The sequence below is a fragment of the Streptomyces sp. NPDC026246 genome (assembly GCF_055567995.1).
On the sequence record NZ_JBVHPJ010000020.1, the window covers coordinates 1 to 17,601 of the forward strand.

Genomic DNA, 17,601 nt, shown 5'->3' on the forward strand with positions numbered 1-17,601 from the left:
CACGATCCACGGCCGCGACTGACGTTTCCCCACGACGCGACCAACGAGCAGACAAGCCGACGGTCACTTGATCAACAACTTCTGTTAGGACCTCTAAGGCCCCGGGGAGGGATCGGGCAGGTTCCCTAGAAGCCGGGCCGGGGGAGGGGGGCGGGCCGGGCGGCCGATGAGTTCCACGGCCGGGGACGGTCTGCCTTTGCGACGACTCGCGAAGGAGCACCCCATGACCGACGGCACCACGGGCACGACCGGCCCGGTCCTCGACCTCGGACCGCAGACGGAGGTCCTGGCGCGGCTCGCGGCCGGCGTCACCGACGCACAGCTCGCCGGCCCCACGCCCTGCCCCGACTACGCCGTGCGCCACCTGCTCGGTCACCTGCTGGGGCTGACCGTCGCCTTCCGCGACGCCGGCCGCAAGGACCTGGGCGTCACCACGGACACCAGCCCCGACTCCGCGCTCCCGGACCTCGCGCCCGGCTGGCGCGGGGAACTGCCGAAGGCCCTGACCGAACTGGCCGGCGCCTGGCGCGACCCGGCCGCCTGGACCGGCACGACCCGGGCCGGCGGCGTCGACCTGCCCGGGGACGTCGCGGGCCTGGTGGCCACCGACGAACTGGTCGTCCACGGCTGGGACCTGGCCCGCGCGACCGGCCAGGAGTACACCCCGGACCCCGCGGCGCTGCGGGTCTGCCACGACTTCCTCGCCGCCGGCGTGGACGACCCCACCCGTGACCGGATCTTCGGTCCCGTCGTGCCGGTCGAGCCGGAGGCGTCCTTGCTGGACCGGGCCGTGGGGCTGAGCGGGCGGGACCCGGGGTGGAGGCGCCAGCCGTAGAAAGCGATTGCTACTTCTTGCGCCGGAAGCATTGACGAAACAAACGCGCCCTCCTACGGTCATCGCGTCGTACTTCGTACGTCATATATGAGACGCGATACGCGAGATCCGTTACGCGATCCATCGAGACCGCGAGATCCGAGAGGCGCGCATGACCTCTGTGCCCACGCCGATCCCCTCCCGCACGCAGTACGTGCTGGAGGGGATCAAACACCGCATCCTCACCGGGCAGCTGACGCCGGGACAGGCGCTCGTCGAGACCGAGCTCGCCGCGCAGTTCGGGGTGTCCAAGACGCCCGTGCGCGAGGCGCTGAAGACACTCGCCGGCACCGGACTGGTCGTCATGAGCCAGTACAAGGGCGTCACGGTGCGCATGGTGGACGCGGACATGGCGCGCGAGGTCTACGACGTCCGCCTGCTGCTGGAGCCGGAGGCACTGAAGCGGGCCGTGCAGCGCGGGGCCGGCCTGGACGCCGCCCGGGACGCGCTGGCCCGCGCCGACGTCGCCACCGACACCGCCGAACGCTCCCTGGCCAACCGGGAGTTCCACCGCGCCCTGTACCTGCCGTGCGGCAACCCGCTGCTCGGCCGGATGCTCGACGAGGTCCGCGACCAGGCCGCCCTGGTCTCCGCCGTCGCCTGGGCCGCCTCGCCCTCCTGGGAGCGGGAGGCCGGCGAGCACCGGGAGATCCTCCGGCTCGCCCTGGACGGCGACGCCGACGGCGCGGCACGCGCCCTGCACGCCCACATCGCGTCCTTCGTGCACCGCGCCTTCCCCGAGGCGGCCCTGGAACAGGAAGGTCAGGAATGAGCAGCGTGGCGTTCGAGACCCAGCGGGCCGCCCTGGCCGACGTGGTGGCCATCCCGGTGACCCCGTTCGCCGAGGACGGCTCCGTGGACCGGGACACCCACCGGGCCCTGCTGCGCCGCCTGCTCGACGGCGGCGTCACCACCCTCACCCCCAACGGCAACACCGGCGAGTTCTACGCCCTGACTCCCGAGGAACGCCGCCTGGTCACGGAGCTGACCGTCGAGGAGGCCGGGGAGCGGGCCGTCGTCCTGGTCGGCGTCGGCCACGACGTCCCCACCGCCGTCGCCTCCGCCCGGCACGCCCGCGAGCTCGGCGCGCAGATGGTGATGGTCCACCAGCCCGTCCACCCCTACGTCTCCCAAGCCGGCTGGGTCGACTACCACCGGGCCGTCGCCGAGGCCGTCCCCGAGCTGGGCGTCGTCCCCTACATCCGCAACGCCCAGCTCACCGGCGCCCGCCTCGCCGAACTCGCCGACTCCTGCCCGAACGTCATCGGCGTGAAGTACGCCGTCCCCGACGCGTCCCGCTTCGCCGCGTTCGCCCGGGACGCCGGGCTGGAGCGGTTCGTGTGGGTCGCCGGGCTCGCCGAGCCGTACGCCCCCTCCTACTTCTCCGCGGGCGCCACCGGCTTCACCTCGGGGCTGGTGAACGTCGCCCCGGCCGTCTCCCTGAACATGATCGAGGCGCTGCGCTCCGGCGACTACCCGGCCGCCATGAAGGTCTGGGAGCAGATCCGCCGCTTCGAGGAGCTGCGCGCCGCCAACGGCTCCGCCGACAACGTGACGGTCGTCAAGGAGGCCCTCGCCTCCCTGGGGCTGTGCCGCCGCGAGGTCCGCCCGCCGAGCAAGCCGCTGGCACAGGACGCACGCGCCGAGGTCGCCGCCATCGCCGCGGGGTGGTCCATATGACCGGCCGCCTGTCCCCCGAGGAGCTCAGGAGCCACCAGTGGTACGGCTCCGAGGGCCAGTTGCGCACCTGGTCGCACAACGCCCGCATGGGGCAGCTCGGTTACGAGGCGGAGGAGTACCTCGGCCGCCCGGTCGTCGCCGTGCTCAACACCTGGTCCGACATCAACCCCTGCCACGTCCACCTGCGCGAGCGGGCCGAGGCGGTCAAGCGGGGAGTGTGGCAGGCGGGCGGCTTCCCGCTGGAGTTCCCGGTCGCCACGCTCTCCGAGACGTACCAGAAGCCCACCCCGATGCTCTACCGCAACCTGCTCGCCATGGAGACCGAGGAACTGCTGCGGTCGTACCCGGTCGACGCGGCGGTCCTGCTCGGCGGCTGCGACAAGTCGACGCCCGCACTGCTGATGGGCGCGGCCTCGGCCGACGTACCGGCCCTCTTCGTGCCCGCCGGGCCGATGCTGCCGGGCCACTGGCGCGGGGAGACCCTCGGGTCCGGCACCGACATGTGGAAGTACTGGGACGAGCACCGCGCCGGCAACCTGACCGACTGCGAGCTGCGGGAGCTCCAGGGCGGGCTGGCGAGGTCGCCCGGTCACTGCATGACCATGGGGACCGCCTCCACGATGACCGCGGCGGCCGAGGCCCTCGGCATGACGCTGCCGGGCGCCTCCTCGATCCCGGCCGTCGACTCCGGGCACGAGCGGATGGCCGCCGCTTCCGGGCGCCGTGCCGTGGAACTCGCCTGGACCGCGCTCAAGCCCTCCCGGATCCTCAACCGCGAGGCCTTCGAGGACGCCGTCACCACGGTGCTCGGGCTCGGCGGGTCCACCAACGCCGTCATCCATCTGATCGCCATGGCGGGCCGCGCCGGCGTCCGGCTCACCCTCGACGACTTCGACCGCGTCGCCCGCACCGTACCGGTGCTCGCCAACGTCCGGCCCGGCGGGCGGACGTACCTCATGGAGGACTTCCACTTCGCCGGGGGGCTGCCCGCATTCCTGACCCGGATCACCGACCTGCTGCACCTGGACCGGCCCACCGTCAACGGCACCCTGCGGGAGCAGATCGCGGGCGCCGTCGTCCACGACGACGACGTCATCAGGCCCCGCGGGAACCCCGTCGCCGCCGAGGGCGGGGTCGCCGTGCTGCGCGGCAACCTCTGCCCGGACGGTGCCGTCATCAAGCACATCGCCGCCGAGCCCCACCTGCTCAAGCACACCGGGCCCGCGGTCGTCTTCGACGACTACCGGACCATGCAGCGCACCATCGACGACCCGGCACTGGGCATCACCGCCGACCACGTGCTCGTGCTGCGGGGCGCCGGCCCCAAGGGCGGCCCCGGCATGCCCGAGTACGGGATGCTGCCGCTGCCCGACCACCTGCTCAAGCAGGGCGTGCGGGACATGGTCCGCATCTCCGACGCCCGGATGAGCGGCACCAGTTACGGCACCTGTGTGCTGCACGTGGCACCCGAGTCCCACGTCGGCGGGCCGCTCGCCCTCGTACGCACCGGCGACCCGATCACGCTGGACGTCGAGGCGCGCAGCCTCCACCTCCACGTGGACGACGAGGAGCTCGAGCGGCGCGCAGCGGCCTGGACACCGCCGCCCGCCCGCTACGAGCGCGGCTACGGCGCCCTCTACGACGAGCAGATCACCCAGGCCGACACCGGCTGCGACTTCGAGTTCCTCGCCCGGCCGGGCCGGGTCGCCGACCCGTACGCGGGCTGAACGGCCGCAACCCCCAGGCACTTTCCGTACGACCCGGCCCGGTCCAGCCCAGGCAGAAAGCGCTTGCTGCACACGTCCGACGCACCACGCACAGACGTACCGAGAACGGAGAACAGTCATGGCCCAAGCCGCAGCCGTGGCGAAACCGCCCGCGCCACCGAGGCGGCGCCGTGCCTCCGCCACCCCGCGCAGGCTCCCGTACCTGCTGATCGCGCCGGCCGCCCTGCTCATGCTGGGCTTCATCGCCTACCCGGTCATCAGCGTCTTCTACTACAGCCTGCAGCACTACAACCCCACCAAGCCCTGGCGGAACGGCTTCGCGGGCTTCGACAACTTCGTCCACGCCTTCACCGAGGACCCCGTCTTCTGGGACACCCTCGTCTTCAGCGCCAAGTGGGTCTTCGTCGAGGTCGGGCTCCAGCTGCTGTTCGGTCTCGCGCTCGCCCTCATCGTCAACCAGACCTTCGTCGGCCGGGGCCTGGGGCGCGCCCTGGTGTTCTCGCCGTGGGCCGTCTCCGGCGTGCTGACCTCGGCGATCTGGGTGCTGCTCTACAACTCCCAGACGGGCATCACCCGTTACCTCGCCGACCTGGGCATCGGCTCCTACGGGACCAGCTGGCTGTCGGACACCTCCACCGTGTTCCCGGCGACGGTCGTGGCCGACCTGTGGCGCGGCGTGCCGTTCTTCGCGATCCTCATCCTCGCCGACCTCCAGTCCGTCTCGAAGGACCTCTACGAGGCCGCCGAGGTCGACGGCGCGAGCCGCCTCAAGCAGTTCTGGCACATCACGCTGCCGCACCTGAAGGACGCCATCATCCTGTCCACGCTGCTGCGCGCGGTGTGGGAGTTCAACAACGTCGACCTGCTCTACACCCTGACCGGCGGCGGACCCGCGGGCGAGACCACCACGCTGCCGCTGTACATCGCCAACACGTCCGTCGACGCGCACAACTTCGGCTACGCGTCGGCCCTGACCACCGTGGCGTTCGTGATCCTGCTCTTCTGCTCGATGGTCTACCTGCGGCTGAGCAAGTTCGGAGGCGGAGACAAGTGAGCGTGAAGGAAGCCACCAGAACGGCGCCCGTCCCCGTGCGCGCCGGCCCCGGGCAGCCGCGGCCCGTACGGAACAACCGCGCCTGGGACCAGGCGCCCCGCTGGCAGATCTACCTGCCCCTGGGCATCTACCTGCTGTTCACCCTCGTCCCCTTCTACTGGATCCTGCTGTTCTCGCTGCGCCCGGCCGGCTCGACCTCGCTCGTGCCCTGGCCGGTCACCTTCGACCACTTCGAGAAGGTCTGGACGGACCGCAGCTTCGGCACCTACTTCGCCAACAGCGTCCTCGTCGGCGTCGCCACCCTCGTCATGACGACGCTGGTCGCCCTGGCCGGCGGCTACGCCCTGGCGCGGTTCGACTTCAGGATCAAGCGCGGCTTCATGCTGGCCCTGCTGTGCTCGCAGTTCGTGCCCGGCGCGCTGCTGCTGGTCCCGCTGTTCGAGATCTTCGCCGAGCTGCAGATGATCAACTCGCTGGGCAGCGTCATCCTCGCCGAGACGGTGTTCCAGCTGCCCCTGTCGATCATCCTGATCAGCAACTTCATCAAGAACGTGCCGCCGTCCCTGGAAGAGGCGGCCTGGGTGGACGGCTGCAGCCGCATGACGGCGTTCCGCATCGTGGTGCTGCCGCTGCTGCGGCCCGGCCTGATCGCCGTCGGCTCCTTCGCCTTCGTCCACTCCTGGAACCACTTCCTGTTCGCCCTGATGTTCCTCAACAACCAGGACAAGCAGACGATCCCGGTCGGCCTCAACTCCCTGATGAGCGCCGACAGCGTCGACCTGGGCGCACTCGCCGCGGGCGGCATCATCGCGGCCGTGCCGGTCGTGATCGTCTTCGCCTTCATCCAGAAGTGGCTGATCACGGGGTTCAGCGCCGGGGCGGTGAAGGGATGACACCGCGCAACACGGGGCGGGCGACCGCCCCGGGGAGGGGAGGGCACCCCCTGGCGGCAGTCGGGCGGGCGGCCGCCTCGCGGGGCGGCGTGCACCGCACCGCCGCAGCCGGACGGGCCCTGGCCCGGGCAGCGGCGACCGGACGAGCCCCGGCCCGCACCGCAGCAGCCGGGCGACTCCCGGCCCGCACCGCGGCAGCCGGGCGACTCCCGGCCCGCATGGCGACAGCCGGGTGGGTCTCCGTCCATGTGGCCGCAGGCGGGTGGGCGGCCGTCCCGGAGGGCGGAGTGCGTCCGGGGGCGGGCGCCGGGTGGGGGCCGGTCCGGGTTGCCGCGGGCGGGGCGGCTCCTGCCGTCCGAGGGGGGAGGACCCCGTGACCGGCCGCGTGATCGACCACATGACCGCACCCGTGCCCGTCGTCCTCGCCGGTGCCCGCGGTCACGGCCGCTGGCACGTCGAGAACATCCGCCGACTCCAGCAGCGGGGCCTGGTCCGGCTGGTCGGCGTCTGTGAGCTGACGCCGCTGACCGAGAGGGAACTCGACGGCCTGGGCACCCCCGAGCAGTCCGCCGACCTCGGGGCGCTGCTGGACTCCACGGGCGCCTGGATCGCCGTGATCTGCACGCCCATCCCCACCCACACCGACCTGGCCCTCACGGCGGCCGGACGCGGGGTGCACCTCCTGCTGGAGAAGCCGCCCGCGCCCTCCTACGCGGAGTTCCGCCGGATGGCCGACGGGGTCGCCGCGGCCGGGGTCGCCTGCCAGATCGGCTTCCAGTCGCTCGGCTCGCACGCCCTGCCCGCCGTCCGCGCCCTGATCGCCGAGGGCGCCATCGGCACCCTGGCCGGCGTCGGCGGCGCCGGGGCCTGGGTCCGCGACGAGGACTACTTCCGCCGGGCGCCCTGGGCGGGCAGAAGGCGGATGAACGGCGTCGACGTGATCGACGGGGCGCTGACCAACCCCCTCGCCCACGCCGTCGCGACCGCGCTCGCCCTCGGCGGCAGCAGCCGCGCCGAGGACGTCCTCGGTGTCGAGACGGAACTGCTGCGCGCCAACGCCATCGAGTCCGACGACACCTCCTGCGTCCGCGTCACCACCGCTCAGGGCCACCCGGTCACCGTGGCCGCGACCCTGTGCGCCGAGCGGGCGGACGAGCCGTACGTGCTGGTGCACGGCAGCAGCGGCCGGATCACCTTCTGGTACAAGCAGGACCGCGTGCTGCTCCAGCGCGCCGGGCGCGGCCCGCAGGAGACCGGGTACGGGCGCACCGATCTGCTGGAGAACCTCGTCGCGCACCTCACCACCGGCGCCGCCCTGCTGGCCCCGCCGGAGGCGACCGGCGCGTTCATGAAGGTGGTGGAGGCCGTCCGCACCGCTCCCGATCCCGCGCCCCTGCCGGACACCGCCTGGCATCGGATCCCCGGCGAGAACCGCCGGGTGGTGCCCGGCGTCGACGGACTCGTCGCGGCCGCCGCCGACACCCTCTCCCTCTACTCCGAGCTCGGCGCCCCCTGGGCCCCGGCCGCCGCACCCCTGCCGAACGAGGTGAGCATCCGATGACCGGCGACGACACACCCGTCCTGCGGGTGGCCGGCCGGCCGGTCGCCCGGTACGTCACCCGCCCCGAACTGCCCGCCCGGCTGTCACCGCGCCCCTACCTGCACCCCGTCACCACCCTGGCCGGCACCACCGTGACCGAGTCCGGCCCGGCCGACCACGCACACCACCTCGGCGTCGGTGTCGCCGTTCCCGACGTCGAGGGGTTCAACTTCTGGGGCGGGCGCACCTATGTGCGCGACCGGGGCCCGACCGAGCTGGACAACCACGGCTCCCAGCGGCACGTCGCCTTCCAGCTGCGCGAGCCGGACGGCTTCGTCCAGGAACTGCGCTGGGTCGCCGCGGGCGGCGAGCTGCTGCGCGAGCGCCGTACGGTCGCCGCCACCGAACTCACCGACCGTGCCTGGGCGCTGGACCTCACCTTCTCCCTCACCAACGTCACCAAGGGCCCGCTGTCCCTCGGCAGCCCGGCGACGAACGGCCGCCCCGGCGCCGCCTACGGGGGCTTCTTCTGGCGGGCCCGCAAGGAGGCGGCCCCGCCGGGGGTGTTCACCGCGGACCGCGAGGGCGTGGCCGAGGCGCACGGCAGGAGCGCCGACTGGCTGGCCCTGGCCGGATCGGGCTGGACGCTCGTCTTCGCCGGGGCCACCGGACGGACCCGCAGGGACCCGTGGTTCGTGCGGACCGCGGAGTACCCCGGGGTCGGCTCCTCACTGGCCTGCGACGACCGGCTGGCGATCCCGCCGGGCGGGACCGCGCTCCGGCGGATCGTCACCGTGGTCGCCGACGGCCGCCTCGACCGGGACGGCGCGGCCTTCCTCGTCCGCAAGGCGGTGAGCACGTGACGCGCGGAACGCCCGTGGACGCGGACACCTACACCAACCCGGTCCTCGACGCCGACTGGTCCGACCCGGACGTCGTGTGCGTCGGCGACGACTTCTATCTGACGGCCTCCAGCTTCGGCCGCGCCCCCGGCCTGCCGCTGCTGCACTCGCGCGACCTGGTCAACTGGACGTTGATCGGCCACGCCCTCGAACGCCTCGAACCCGAGGAGGAGTTCGCCGCACCCCGGCACGACTGCGGCGTGTGGGCACCGTCCCTGCGGTATCACGACGAACGGTTCTGGATCTTCTGGGGCGACCCCGACCGGGGCGTGTTCCAGGTCAACGCACCGGACGTCAGGGGCCCCTGGAGCCGCCCGCTCCTGCTGAAGGCGGGCAGGGGACTGATCGACGCCTGCCCGCTGTGGGACGAGGAGACCGGAGAGGCGTACCTGGTGCACGCCTGGGCCAGGTCCCGCTCCGGCGTCAAGAACCGCCTCACCGGCCACCGCATGCGTCCCGACGGCACGGAACTCCTCGACGAGGGCGAGGTGATCGTCGACGGCGACCGCATCCCCGGCTGGTTCACCCTGGAGGGCCCCAAGCTCTACCGGCACGACGGCTGGTTCTGGATCCTCGCCCCCGCGGGCGGCGTCGAGACCGGCTGGCAGGGCGCCTTCCGCTCACGCGGCTTCTTCGGGCCGTACGAGGAGCGGATCGTGCTGGAGCAGAAGGACACCGGTGTCAACGGCCCCCACCAGGGCGGCTGGGTGCGCACCCCGTCCGGTGAGGACTGGTTCCTGCACTTCCAGCAGCGTGGCCCGTACGGGCGCGTCGTGCACCTGCAGCCCATGCGCTGGGAACACGGCTGGCCGGTCCTCGGGGACGAGGGCGCCCCCGTCGCCGCGCACCGCCGCCCCGGCCTGCCGCCGCAGCCGCCCGCCGCGCCCGCCACCGACGACGACTTCCCCGGCGGGCGGTACGGCCGGCAGTGGCAGTGGACCGCCAATCCGGCCGACGGCTGGGCCACCCAGCACTCCGGGGACGGACTGCGGCTGGCCTGCGTCCGCTCGGGCGGCACCCACGACCTGCGCACACTGCCCCACGTGCTGACCCAGCGGCTGCCCGGCGCGCCCTGCGCGGCCGAGGTGGAACTGCGCCTGGACAGCGGCGAGACGGGGGCGCGGGCGGGACTCGCCGTGCTCGGGGACGCGTACTCCTGGATCGGCCTGCAGCGGGGCGCCGACGGGTCCGTGCACCTCGTGCACCGCTTCGCCGAGGCCGTCGCCGGCGGGGAGCGGGACGCCGGGCACGCCCGGCCCGCGCCCGGCGGCCGGGCCCGGCTGCGCGTCGAGATCGGCCCGGGCGCGCGCTGCCGCTTCTCGGCCGACACCGGCGACGGGTTCCGGCCCTCCGGTCCCGTCTTCGCGGCCACCGCGTGGCGCTGGGTCGGCGCCCTGCTCGGCCTGTTCGCACTCGCGCCCGACGGTCAGGGCCACGCCGGGGCCGCGACCTTCACCCGGTTCACCGTCACCCCCGTATGACCCACGCCCGTACGCCTGTTAGGAGCCGCAATGACGCACCTCCGTAGCAAGCGCTTGCAGAGGGCTCCGACGCCTTTCGCCGTCCCCCCACACCCTTCAGTTCCGCCGGATCAGGAAGAAGAGAGCCGACCAATGAAGATCAGCAATCGCAGAAGCAGGCGCGCCGCCACGGTCGTCGCCCTGGGGGCCGTGCTGGCGCTGACCGCCACCGCCTGTGGTGACGACGGCAGCGGGGCGGGCGGCGACAAGGGCGCCGAGGGCAGCGGCAAGGGCAAGATCGTCTTCTGGGACAACAACGGCGGTGTCCGCACCGAGATCTGGAAGGAGATCATCGCCGACTTCGAGAAGGCCAACCCGGACATCGACGTCGAGTACGTCGGGATCGCCGCCACCGAGTACCAGTCGAAGGTCGACACCGCACTCCAGGGCGGCGGCCTGCCCGACGTGGGCGGTGTCGGATCGGCGATGATCGCCGGTTTCGCCGCGCAGGGGGCGCTGGAACCGCTGGACGGGCGGCTCGCCGACTCCTCGCTCGACGGCCGGCTCAACAAGGACATGGTCGAGTCGCTGAAGGCGGCCGGCGGCGACGACAAGCTCTACTCGGTCCCGACCTCCGCCAACAACGGCGTGCTGTACTACCGCACCGACCTGTTCGAGAAGGCCGGGCTGGAGGAGCCCACGACGTGGGAGCGGTTCTTCACGGCCGCCGAGAAGCTGACGGACAAGGGCAGCAACGAGTTCGGCTACACCATCCGCGGCGGCGCCGGGTCCATCGCGCAGGCGCTGGACGCCATGTACGGGCAGTCCGGGATCACCTCGTTCTGGGACGCCGGCGGCGAGAGGACCACGCTCGACGACCCGAAGAACGTGGCGGCGCTGGAGAAGTACGCGGGCCTGTACAAGAAGGTCACCCCGGCCGCCGACCTCAACAACGACTTCACGAAGATGGTCGCGCAGTGGGACTCCGGCACGATCGGCATGCTGAACCACAACCTGGGGTCGTACCAGGACCATGTGAAGGCCCTCGGCGCCGGCAAGTTCCGCGGCGTTCCGCAGCCGACGGGGCCGGGCGGCAAGCGCGTGCAGGTCTCCAACCCCGTGGACGGGCTGGGGCTGTTCAAGAGCGGCAAGAACAAGGAAGCCGCCTGGAAGTTCATCGAGTTCGCCACGTCCCGGGCGGAGAACTCGAAGTTCAACGAGGCCGCGGGCCAGGTGCCGTCGAACACCGACGCGGCGAAGGACGCGTGGGTCTCGAAGGCCGAGCCGACGAAGCTGGCGGCGCAGGCGCTGTCGGACGGTTCGACGTCGATCGTGCAGCTGCCGTACTACCTGCCCGACTGGAACACGATCTCCAAGGCGGACAACGAGCCGAACTTCCAGAAGGTCCTGCTCGGGAAGATGAGCGCGCAGGCGTTCCTGGACACCATGGCCGAGCAGCTGAACGCCGCGCAGAAGGAGTGGAACGAGCAGAAGGCGTAGGTGCGGTGACGACCGTGGGGCGGCCCGTCGTGTGCCGGGTGCGGGCCGCCCCGGCTGGTCGCGCGGTTCCCCGCACTCCCGGGGTCGAGGAAGTCCCTCCGCTCGAAAGGTGATCCACGTGTCCCTCAGCCGTCGACGGGTCGCCGTCGCCGCGGCCGCGGTGCCGCTCGCGTTCTCCCCGGCCGGCACCGCCCGTGCCGCCGGGCGCCGCCGCACCCTCCACATCGCCGGTGACTCCACCGCCGCGCAGAAGTACGCCGACGCCGCACCCGAGACCGGGTGGGGCACGGCGTTGCCGTTCTTCCTCCACGAGCACCTGGCGGTCGCCAACCACGCGGTGAACGGCCGCAGTTCGAAGAGTTTCGTCGACGAGGGACGCCTCGACGCGATCCTCGCCGTGGCACGGCCGGGGGACATCCTCCTCGTCCAGTTCGGTCACAACGACGAGAAGCAGGAGGACCCCGCCCGCTTCACCGAACCCTGGTCGACGTACCAGGAGTACCTGCGGCGGTACGTCGACGGTGCCCGGGCTCGTGGGGCGCGGCCGGTGCTCGCCACCTCGGTGGAGCGCCGCAGGTTCGATGCCGCCGGGCAGGCCCTGCCGACGCACGGCGAGTACCCGGCGGCCGTGCGGGCGCTCGCCGCGCGGGAGAGGGTCGCGCTGCTCGACGTCCAGGCGCGGTCCCTCGCCCTGTGGCAGCGGCTCGGCGCCGAGGAGACGAAGAAGTACTTCAACTGGACGGCGACCGAGCAGGACAACACGCACTTCAACCCGCCGGGTGCGGTCGCCGTGGCCCGGCTCGTGGCGAGGGAACTGCTCAGGACCGGGGTGCTCGCACCGCGTGACGTGCGACGGCTGGACCAGCCGGTCCCCGGGTCCTGGATCACCTGGCCGGAACCCACTGTCCGATTCCACGACGGAGAAGGAAGAGAGCCGTACCATGAACGTCCGCAAGTGTCATGATCATGCCATTGGGAGAGCGGTCGCCGTGGCCGGATGTGCCGCCCTCGTGCTCTCCGTGAGCGGCACGGGCGCCCAGGCCCGGCCCTTCGATCCCGCCCGCGCGACCCTGCCGGCCGGCGACGGCTGGGGTTCGTACGGCACCGGCACCACGGGCGGCGCCGCCGCCGACGCCGCACACGTGCACACCGTCACCACCTGGGAGCAGTTCCGGGCCGCCCTGCGGGAGGGCGGATCCGCACCGAAGATCATCAAGATCAAGGGGGTGATCGACGCCGTCTCGCAGGGCTGCGACGCGTTCGCGGCCGAGGGCTACGACCTCGCGACGTACCTCGCCGCCTACGACCCGGCCGTCTGGGGCCACGACAAGCCGGTCAGCGGGGAGCAGGAGGACCTGCGGGCCGCGTCGGCCGCCCGCCAGGACGCGGCCATCAAGGCGGACGTGCCCGCCAACACCACGGTCATCGGCGTGGGCAAGGGCTCCGGCATCCGCGGCGGCAGTCTGCAGATCAAGGGCGTCGACAACGTCATCGTCCGCAACCTCCACTTCGAGGCGCCGATCGACTGCTTCCCCCAGTGGGACCCGACCGACGACGGCAACACCGGCGCCTGGAACTCCGAGTACGACGGAGTGGTGGTGTACGGCTCCACCCATGTGTGGATCGACCACAACACGCTCACCGACGGGCGCCACCCCGACAGTTCCCTCCCGCAGTACTTCGGCAAGGTGTACCAGCAGCACGACGGGCTGCTGGACGTGGTGCGCGGCTCGAACCACGTGACCGTGTCCTGGAATTCGTTCCGGGACCACGACAAGACGATGCTCATCGGCAACAGCGACAGCGCCACCGCCGACGACACCGGCAAGCTCAAGGTCACCCTCCACCACAACCGCTTCGAGGGCATCGTCGAGCGCGCCCCGCGGGTGCGCTTCGGGCAGGTCGACTCGTACAACAACCACTTCGTCGTCGCCAAGGGACAGAAGTGGGGTTACGTCTACGGCATCGGCAAGGAGTCCCGGCTCGTCGCCGAGCACAACGCCTTCACGCTGGCCCCCGGGTTCAGCCCGGCGAAGATCCTCAAGAAGTGGAACGAGGCACCCCTCACCGCCGCGGACAACTACGTCAACGGCAGGCGCACGGACCTCGTCGCCGTGCACAACGCCGAGATCCCTGGCGAGACCCTGCAGACCGGCGCGGGCTGGACGCCCACCCTGCGCACCCGGGTGGACCCGCCCAGGGCCGTGCCCGGCATCGTCGGGCAGCGCGCGGGCGCCGGCCGCGTCCGCTGACGCCCTCCCCCCGGCCGGCCGGGGCGGACCTGACGCCCGCCCCGGCCCCCGCCGCGACGACCCCGAAGGAGCACCCGTATGCCCGTGTCCCGCAGAGGATTCCTGACCGCGAGCGCCGGGAGCGCCGCAGCCGCCGTGGTGGCCGGCCCGGCGGCGGTCCCGGCCCGTGCCACGCGTGCGAGGCGCCCGTTCGGCCGCTACGGCTCACCGGCCGCCCGCCTGACCCCGGCCACCCTGTACGTGCACCCCGGCGGTGCCGGCGACGTCACCACCGTCCGGGACGCGGTGGCCGCGGCGGACGGACCCGGGCACACCCTGGTGATCGCCCCGGGTACCTACCGGCAGACCGTCGCCGCCGACCCCGCCCGCACCGGCATGACCTGGATCGGAGCGAGCGAGGACGCCCGTGACGTCGTGATCGTGTACGACAACGCGGCAGGCACTCCGAAGCCCGGCGGCGGCACCTACGGCACCACCGGCTCCGCGACCGCCACCGTGCAGGCCGACGACTTCACCGCGCGCTGGATCACCTTCGCCAACGACTGGCTGCGCGCCGACCACCCCGGCGTCACCGGCACCCAGGCCGTCGCCCTCAAGGTGCAGGGCGACCGGTCGGCCTTCCACCACTGCCGTTTCCTCGGCCACCAGGACACCCTGTACGCCGACACCATGGCCCTCGGCACCGTCGCCCGGCAGTACTTCGCGCACTGCCACGTCGAGGGCGACGTCGACTTCGTCTTCGGACGGGCCACCGCCGTCTTCGAGCACTGTCACTTCCGCACCCTGACGCGCGCCGACCTGCCCGGCGCCCCCTTCGGCTTCGTGTTCGCGCCCTCCACGGCTCGCACCACCCCACTCGGCTACCTCGTCACCCGCAGCCGGGTCAGCGGCGAGGCCCCGGACGGTTTCTACAAGCTGGCCCGCCCCTGGGTGCCCAGCTCCGACCCCACCGCCCACCCCATGCTCACCGTCCGCGACACCCGGCTCGGCCCGGGCATCGACGCGGCCGCGCCCTACGCCGACATGTCGAGCGCCCACCCCTGGCAGTCGATGCGGTTCGCCGAGTACCGCAACACCGGTCCCGGAGCCGCCGTCACCGTGCCCGGGAACCGCCCCCGGTTGACCCCGGAGCAGGCGCGGGCCCACACCCGGCGGACCTGGCTCGGCGGCTGGCGGCCGGTCTGAACGGGTGCTCCTGGACCGGCGACGACGCCCCCGCCGGGTGCGAACCGGCGGGGGCGTCCGGCAGACCGGCCGAGGGGGGCTCGGACGGTGCTGCGCCGACCGTCCGGAGGGGGGCTCCGGAGGGTCGTGGCGCCGGGGCGTCGGCTGGGGGGCCGGACGCCCCGGCGACCGGCGGACCCCAGGGGGGACCGGGGTCGGCCGGGGACTGGGCACATGTGTGTCATGTATCTGACATCGGCCGGGCGCGTCCTGGAGCGTAGCACCAGAGGACGGGCCGCCCCCGGGGGGAAGGGGGCGGCCCGTCCTGTCCGTGGAGACGCTTTCCGGGCGGCGCGGGTTCAGTCCTTCAGCGCCGCTTCCATCATCGCCCTGGCGACCGGTGCCGCCAGGCCGTTGCCGCTCACCTCCGAGCGGGCCGCGTCGGACTGCTCGACGACGACCGCCACGGCGACCTCCTTGCCCGACGAGTCGGACGTGCCGTACGAGGTGAACCAGGCGTAGGGCACCTGGCTGTTGTTCTCGCCGTGCTGGGCCGTGCCCGTCTTGCCGCCGACGGTCGCGCCCGGCACCCGGGCGTTGGTGCCGGTGCCCTTCTCCACCACCGTCCGCATCGCCGACCGCAGTTGCCCGGCGGTCGAGGAGGACATGATCTCCTTCGCGCCCGCGTCGTCGTAGTCCTCCAGGACGTCACCGCCGCCGTCGGTGATCTGCGCGACCATGTGCGGCGAGACCAGCTTGCCGCCGTTGGCAATGGCCGCCGACACCATGGCCATCTGCAGCGGGGTGGCGGTGACGTCGAACTGGCCGATCCCCGTCAGGGCCGTCTGCGACGGATACATGTCCGAGGGGTACACGCTCGTGTAGGCCCGCACCGGCACGTCCAGCTCGTCGTCGTTGAAGCCGAACTTCTCGGCCATCGCCTTCACCTTGTCCTGGCCCAGCGTGACGGCCATCTTCGCGAAGACGTTGTTGCACGAGTACTGCAGCGCGGTGCGGATGGTGGCGTTCGTGCAGGGCGCGTCGGGGTTCTCGTTGGTCAGCTCGCGGGTCGTGCCCGGCAGGGTGTACGGGTCGGGGCTGTCGGTGCGCTGGTCGACCGAGGCGTACAGTCCGTCCTCCAGTGCCGCGGCGGCCACCACCAGCTTGAACGTCGAGCCGGGCGGCAGCGGCTGCCGCAGGGCCCGGTTCACCAGCGGCTTGTCCGGGTCCGCCGTGAGCTTCTTCCAGGCCGTCCCCGCGGTGTTGGCGTCCGTCAGCGACGAGGGGTCGTACGAGGGGGACGACACCACCGCCAGGATCCTCCCGGTCTGCGGGTCGATGGCGACGGCCCCGCCCTTCTTGTCGCCGAGCGCCTCGAACGCCGCCTTCTGCACGTCCGGGTCGATGGTCGTGATCACGTTGCCCGGGTCGGCCCGCCGGCCGGTGAGGGTGTCCATCACCGACTTCAGCCGGTTGTCCGTGCCGTTGAGCAGGTCGCCGTAGATGCCTTCCAACTGGGTCGGCGCGTACGCCTGCGACGCGTACCCCGTCACCGCCGCGTACAGCCTGCCGTCCGGGTACGTCCGCTTGTACGCGAGGTCGCCCGTCGTCGTCGGTGCCGAGCCGGTGACCGACCGGCCGCCCACGATGATGTTGCCGAGCGGCGCCGAGTACGTCTCGATCGCGTTCCGCCGGTTTTCCTTGTCGTCTGCCAGCGCCCGGCCCTCGTAGAACTGCACCCACGTCGCCCTGACCAGCAGGGCCAGTACGAGCAGCAGGGTGAAGGCCGAGGCGCGCCTGATCGTCTTGTTCATGGCGACCGGAAAGACGAACGGCGCCGGGAGGATCGTTCCCGTCCGTCCCGTTTTCTCATCCGGCGGCCCGGTTTTCTCATCCGGCGTTCAGGAAGCCCGCCTCGTAGGCGGCGATCACCGCCTGGGTGCGGTCCCGGGCGCCCGTCTTGGCCAGGACGGCCGCCACGTGCGACTTCACGGTGGCCGGTCCCACCTCCATCCGCCGGGCGATCTCCGCGTTGGTCAGTCCTCCGGCCAGGTGCCGCAGCACCTCCTGCTCGCGGGCCGTGAGCCGCGCCACCCAGGCGGGCGGCGCGCGGTGCGTGCGGGCGTGCTCGGTCGCGAGCATGCGCACGGCCGCCGGGAAGAGCAGGCTGTCGCTGCGCGCCACCAGCCGGACCGCCTGCACGAGGGCGTCGGCGTCCGCCCGTTTCAGCAGGAACCCGGACGCACCCGCGCGCAGGGCGTCGTACACGTAGGAGTCGTTCTCGAAGGTCGTCACCACCACGATCCGGGGTGGCTCGTCCAGGGTGGCCAGGATCTGTTCCGTGGCCCGGATGCCGTCGGTCCCCGGCATGCGGACGTCCATCAGGACGACGTCCGGACGCAGCTCCCGGACCACCGACACCGCCTCGGCTCCGGTGGCCGCCTCGCCCACCACTTCCAGGTCCGGCTCGGCGGACAGGATCGCGCGCAGCGCGGTGCGGACCATGCGCTCGTCGTCGGCGAGGACGACGCGGATCACGGCGGGCGGGTTCATAC

15 protein-coding genes are annotated in these 17,601 nt (G+C 72.5%); 13 read left to right on the forward strand and 2 right to left on the reverse strand.

Annotated elements, in window-relative coordinates:
- The first annotated feature begins 223 nt into the window (after positions 1-223).
- The 13 genes from ACZ4M5_RS32710 (at position 224) to ACZ4M5_RS32770 (ending at position 15,067) form a co-directional block, all read left to right on the forward strand.
- Positions 224-835, forward strand: coding sequence for a TIGR03086 family metal-binding protein (locus ACZ4M5_RS32710; protein WP_467742362.1), 612 nt, complete (start codon positions 224-226; stop codon positions 833-835).
- Between the two features lie 151 nt (positions 836-986).
- Positions 987-1,646, forward strand: coding sequence for a GntR family transcriptional regulator (locus ACZ4M5_RS32715; protein WP_467742364.1), 660 nt, complete (start codon positions 987-989; stop codon positions 1,644-1,646).
- A complete protein-coding gene (locus ACZ4M5_RS32720) occupies positions 1,643-2,554 on the forward strand; it encodes a dihydrodipicolinate synthase family protein (RefSeq protein ID WP_467742366.1) in 912 nt (303 codons plus the stop codon). Before ACZ4M5_RS32715 ends, ACZ4M5_RS32720 begins: the two co-directional genes overlap by 4 nt.
- A complete protein-coding gene (gene araD / locus ACZ4M5_RS32725) occupies positions 2,551-4,281 on the forward strand; it encodes an L-arabinonate dehydratase (protein WP_467742368.1) in 1,731 nt (576 codons plus the stop codon). Before ACZ4M5_RS32720 ends, araD begins: the two co-directional genes overlap by 4 nt.
- 118 nt (positions 4,282-4,399) lie before the next feature.
- A complete protein-coding gene (locus tag ACZ4M5_RS32730) occupies positions 4,400-5,335 on the forward strand; it encodes a carbohydrate ABC transporter permease (protein WP_467742370.1) in 936 nt (311 codons plus the stop codon).
- Positions 5,332-6,228 (forward strand): carbohydrate ABC transporter permease, encoded by an 897-nt coding sequence (locus tag ACZ4M5_RS32735; protein WP_467742372.1) that lies wholly within the window; start codon positions 5,332-5,334, stop codon positions 6,226-6,228. Before ACZ4M5_RS32730 ends, ACZ4M5_RS32735 begins: the two co-directional genes overlap by 4 nt.
- A 397-nt stretch (positions 6,229-6,625) precedes the next feature.
- Positions 6,626-7,789: a Gfo/Idh/MocA family protein gene (locus ACZ4M5_RS32740; RefSeq protein ID WP_467742528.1), complete on the forward strand. Its 1,164-nt coding sequence runs from the start codon at positions 6,626-6,628 to the stop codon at positions 7,787-7,789.
- Positions 7,786-8,631, forward strand: coding sequence for a DUF6807 domain-containing protein (locus ACZ4M5_RS32745; protein WP_467742374.1), 846 nt, complete (start codon positions 7,786-7,788; stop codon positions 8,629-8,631). Before ACZ4M5_RS32740 ends, ACZ4M5_RS32745 begins: the two co-directional genes overlap by 4 nt.
- Before the next feature lie 14 nt (positions 8,632-8,645).
- A complete protein-coding gene (locus ACZ4M5_RS32750; protein WP_467742530.1) occupies positions 8,646-10,151 on the forward strand; it encodes a glycoside hydrolase family 43 protein in 1,506 nt (501 codons plus the stop codon).
- Between the two features lie 132 nt (positions 10,152-10,283).
- Positions 10,284-11,630 carry an ABC transporter substrate-binding protein gene (locus tag ACZ4M5_RS32755; protein ID WP_467742376.1) on the forward strand — a complete coding sequence of 449 codons (1,347 nt, stop codon included), beginning with the start codon at positions 10,284-10,286 and terminating at the stop codon, positions 11,628-11,630.
- 118 nt (positions 11,631-11,748) lie between these two features.
- On the forward strand, positions 11,749-12,594 hold the full coding sequence (locus tag ACZ4M5_RS32760) for a rhamnogalacturonan acetylesterase (protein WP_467742378.1): 846 nt from the start codon (positions 11,749-11,751) through the stop codon (positions 12,592-12,594).
- Positions 12,572-13,882 (forward strand): pectate lyase family protein, encoded by a 1,311-nt coding sequence (locus ACZ4M5_RS32765; RefSeq protein WP_467742380.1) that lies wholly within the window; start codon positions 12,572-12,574, stop codon positions 13,880-13,882. The genes ACZ4M5_RS32760 and ACZ4M5_RS32765 overlap by 23 nt, the downstream gene beginning before the upstream one ends.
- A gap of 78 nt (positions 13,883-13,960) precedes the next feature.
- Positions 13,961-15,067, forward strand: a complete 1,107-nt coding sequence (locus ACZ4M5_RS32770) for a pectinesterase family protein (protein WP_467742382.1) — start codon at positions 13,961-13,963, stop codon at positions 15,065-15,067.
- 338 nt (positions 15,068-15,405) lie between these two features.
- On the opposite strand, the gene ACZ4M5_RS32775 is transcribed toward ACZ4M5_RS32770, so the two are convergent.
- Positions 15,406-16,860, reverse strand: a complete 1,455-nt coding sequence (locus ACZ4M5_RS32775) for a peptidoglycan D,D-transpeptidase FtsI family protein (RefSeq protein ID WP_467742384.1) — start codon at positions 16,858-16,860, stop codon at positions 15,406-15,408.
- A gap of 76 nt (positions 16,861-16,936) precedes the next feature.
- Positions 16,937-17,599 carry a response regulator transcription factor gene (locus ACZ4M5_RS32780; RefSeq protein ID WP_467742386.1) on the reverse strand — a complete coding sequence of 221 codons (663 nt, stop codon included), beginning with the start codon at positions 17,597-17,599 and terminating at the stop codon, positions 16,937-16,939.
- Positions 17,600-17,601: the final 2 nt, after the last annotated feature.

What these genes read in the sequence shown, in the direction of transcription:
- ACZ4M5_RS32710 (WP_467742362.1), top strand. Translation starts at nt 224, where the DNA reads ATGACCGACGGCACCACGGGCACGACCGGCCCGGTCCTCGACCTCGGA.
- ACZ4M5_RS32715 (WP_467742364.1), top strand. Translation starts at nt 987, where the DNA reads ATGACCTCTGTGCCCACGCCGATCCCCTCCCGCACGCAGTACGTGCTG.
- ACZ4M5_RS32720 (WP_467742366.1), top strand. Translation starts at nt 1,643, where the DNA reads ATGAGCAGCGTGGCGTTCGAGACCCAGCGGGCCGCCCTGGCCGACGTG.
- araD (WP_467742368.1), top strand. Translation starts at nt 2,551, where the DNA reads ATGACCGGCCGCCTGTCCCCCGAGGAGCTCAGGAGCCACCAGTGGTAC.
- ACZ4M5_RS32730 (WP_467742370.1), top strand. Translation starts at nt 4,400, where the DNA reads ATGGCCCAAGCCGCAGCCGTGGCGAAACCGCCCGCGCCACCGAGGCGG.
- ACZ4M5_RS32740 (WP_467742528.1), top strand. Translation starts at nt 6,626, where the DNA reads ATGACCGCACCCGTGCCCGTCGTCCTCGCCGGTGCCCGCGGTCACGGC.
- ACZ4M5_RS32745 (WP_467742374.1), top strand. Translation starts at nt 7,786, where the DNA reads ATGACCGGCGACGACACACCCGTCCTGCGGGTGGCCGGCCGGCCGGTC.
- ACZ4M5_RS32755 (WP_467742376.1), top strand. Translation starts at nt 10,284, where the DNA reads ATGAAGATCAGCAATCGCAGAAGCAGGCGCGCCGCCACGGTCGTCGCC.
- ACZ4M5_RS32765 (WP_467742380.1), top strand. Translation starts at nt 12,572, where the DNA reads ATGAACGTCCGCAAGTGTCATGATCATGCCATTGGGAGAGCGGTCGCC.
- ACZ4M5_RS32770 (WP_467742382.1), top strand. Translation starts at nt 13,961, where the DNA reads ATGCCCGTGTCCCGCAGAGGATTCCTGACCGCGAGCGCCGGGAGCGCC.
- ACZ4M5_RS32775 (WP_467742384.1), bottom strand. Translation starts at nt 16,860, where the DNA reads ATGAACAAGACGATCAGGCGCGCCTCGGCCTTCACCCTGCTGCTCGTA.
- ACZ4M5_RS32780 (WP_467742386.1), bottom strand. Translation starts at nt 17,599, where the DNA reads ATGAACCCGCCCGCCGTGATCCGCGTCGTCCTCGCCGACGACGAGCGC.